This is a genomic window from Moorena sp. SIO2C4 (assembly GCF_010672485.1).
GTDB classification, from domain to species: Bacteria; Cyanobacteriota; Cyanobacteriia; order Cyanobacteriales; family Coleofasciculaceae; genus Moorena; species Moorena producens.
In genome coordinates, this window is the sequence record NZ_JAAHGN010001378.1 from 1 (window position 1) to 1,600 (window position 1,600).

The window sequence follows — 1,600 nt, forward strand, 5'->3', positions numbered from 1 at the left end:
TAGTAATATCCCAGAGCAGCAAGTATGCTGGGGAACACCAGCACGTGCTCGGTATCGACGGGAGGTAGGGAATGTAGAATGTAGAATTTAGAATTTAGAATTGGGAGTCGGGAGTCGGGAGTCGGGAGTCGGGAGTCGGGAGTCGGGAGTCGGGAGTCGGGAAGGCTAATCTGACTCCTCATCTCCCCATGGCATAATGACTATAGAAAATAATGATGTGATTAACATGAGCCAGGTTGTGTTTTTGGTTGAGGAAGATCCGGACGAGGGCTATACCGCCAGGGCTTTGGGAGAATCTATCTTTACTCAAGCAGACACCTTGGATCAGCTGACAGCGATGGTTCGAGATGCTGTTCAGTGTCATTTTGAAGAAGCGAACCGTCCTAACGTTATTCTGCTCCGAACGCGCCCCGCGTGGCCTACGGCCTCAGCTCCCTATTCCCTGCTCCCTTTGCCAAAGTGTTTATTTAGCATAAGAAGTACGGAAGAGCCAAAGATACTGAAAAACCCTAAATTCTTAATTCTTAATTCTTAATTCTTAATTCTTAATTCTACATTCTACATTCTACATTCTACATTCTACATTCTAAATTCTGAGTTCCCTATTCCCCACAACTCAACCCACCGCAAAATCACTATACTGACGCATAAACGGAGTGTGAAAGGCTAATACAATATCATACTTAGGAATTCCCAAATCAGTAAGCTCATTCGCTACACCATATTCCGTCCCATCATATTGAATCCAAATCTTGTCATTGATAATATCAATGTGAATCAAGCAACCATAGACACGACGATGCTCTTCCCAACCCACACTGAATATTTGATAGTGGTCGTTTTCTAGATCAAAGGAAGTATAGCGGTCTATATCACCAAACGAAGGTTTTATTTTACTGTAATCGGTTAATATTTTCTTAATCGCTTCACGATACTGGTTTAATTTATCCATTGCACAATTACCTCCTGGTTAGGATCGAATACTAACAGGTTAACTTGATACTCTTTAATACTAAGTTGAGGGAGTTCTTCACCAAAAAAATCGTCGTAAATCGATAAAGGAACAGCCAAATAAAGTACTCGTTGTGGTTGTTTGAGGCGTAGTACAATCCGGTAATTCAAAAACTGCCCTAACGCTAAATGAAATTGAAAGACACTAGAAGATGAAATAAAGCTTTTAATTTCAACGGCAATTTGCTGATTCTCCTTCTGTGCAGCAATTAGCCTTTCGGCACCTAAGTCGATATGCAATTGGCGATCGCGTAAATCTAACGTTAACGGGTCGTGAGTAATTACCCAATTATCTTGGACAAGCGCTTTTTTGACAACATCATGAAATATATCCTGAGCAGGCATTGCTACATTTGCTTTTTATAATGATTCAAAAATCAATAGATCTACTATAGCGGTTTTCAATTTGGTGAGGTACAGATTTAATGGTTTTAGGGAACAGGGAACAGGGAACAGGGAATAGGGAATAGGGAAGAGAGAAGAGGGAAGGAAGAGAGAATAGGAAACAGGGCAAAAATTCTGTGTACCTCATTAGGCGAAAAACCGCTATATTCCATAAAATATTATAACGGTTAGTCAAAATCATCTG

At 40.8% G+C, this 1,600-nt stretch carries 3 protein-coding genes and 2 pseudogenes; 1 reads left to right on the forward strand and 4 read right to left on the reverse strand.

Annotated features, from left to right (window positions below; genetic code table 11):
- Positions 1-182, reverse strand: a pseudogene (locus F6K20_RS37755) (hypothetical protein); the annotation flags it as partial.
- A gap of 44 nt (positions 183-226) precedes the next feature.
- On the opposite strand from F6K20_RS37755, the pseudogene F6K20_RS41065 reads away from it, so the two are divergent.
- Positions 227-400, forward strand: a pseudogene (locus tag F6K20_RS41065) (type II toxin-antitoxin system HicB family antitoxin); the annotation flags it as partial.
- Positions 401-616: 216 nt separating this feature from the next.
- On the opposite strand, the gene F6K20_RS37765 reads toward F6K20_RS41065, so the two are convergent.
- The 3 genes from F6K20_RS37765 to F6K20_RS37775 form a co-directional block, all read right to left on the reverse strand.
- A complete protein-coding gene (locus F6K20_RS37765; protein WP_009149888.1) occupies positions 617-952 on the reverse strand; it encodes a XisI protein in 336 nt (111 codons plus the stop codon).
- Positions 940-1,356, reverse strand: coding sequence for an element excision factor XisH family protein (locus F6K20_RS37770; protein WP_009149891.1), 417 nt, complete (start codon positions 1,354-1,356; stop codon positions 940-942). The genes F6K20_RS37765 and F6K20_RS37770 overlap by 13 nt, the downstream gene beginning before the upstream one ends.
- Before the next feature lie 25 nt (positions 1,357-1,381).
- Positions 1,382-1,600: hypothetical protein (locus F6K20_RS37775; protein ID WP_287298294.1), on the reverse strand; the 219-nt coding region annotated here is incomplete at its 5' end.

Bases quoted from the DNA above. Each gene is read 5' to 3' on its own strand.
- F6K20_RS37765 (WP_009149888.1), bottom strand. From the start codon at position 952: ATGGATAAATTAAACCAGTATCGTGAAGCGATTAAGAAAATATTAACC.
- F6K20_RS37770 (WP_009149891.1), bottom strand. From the start codon at position 1,356: ATGCCTGCTCAGGATATATTTCATGATGTTGTCAAAAAAGCGCTTGTC.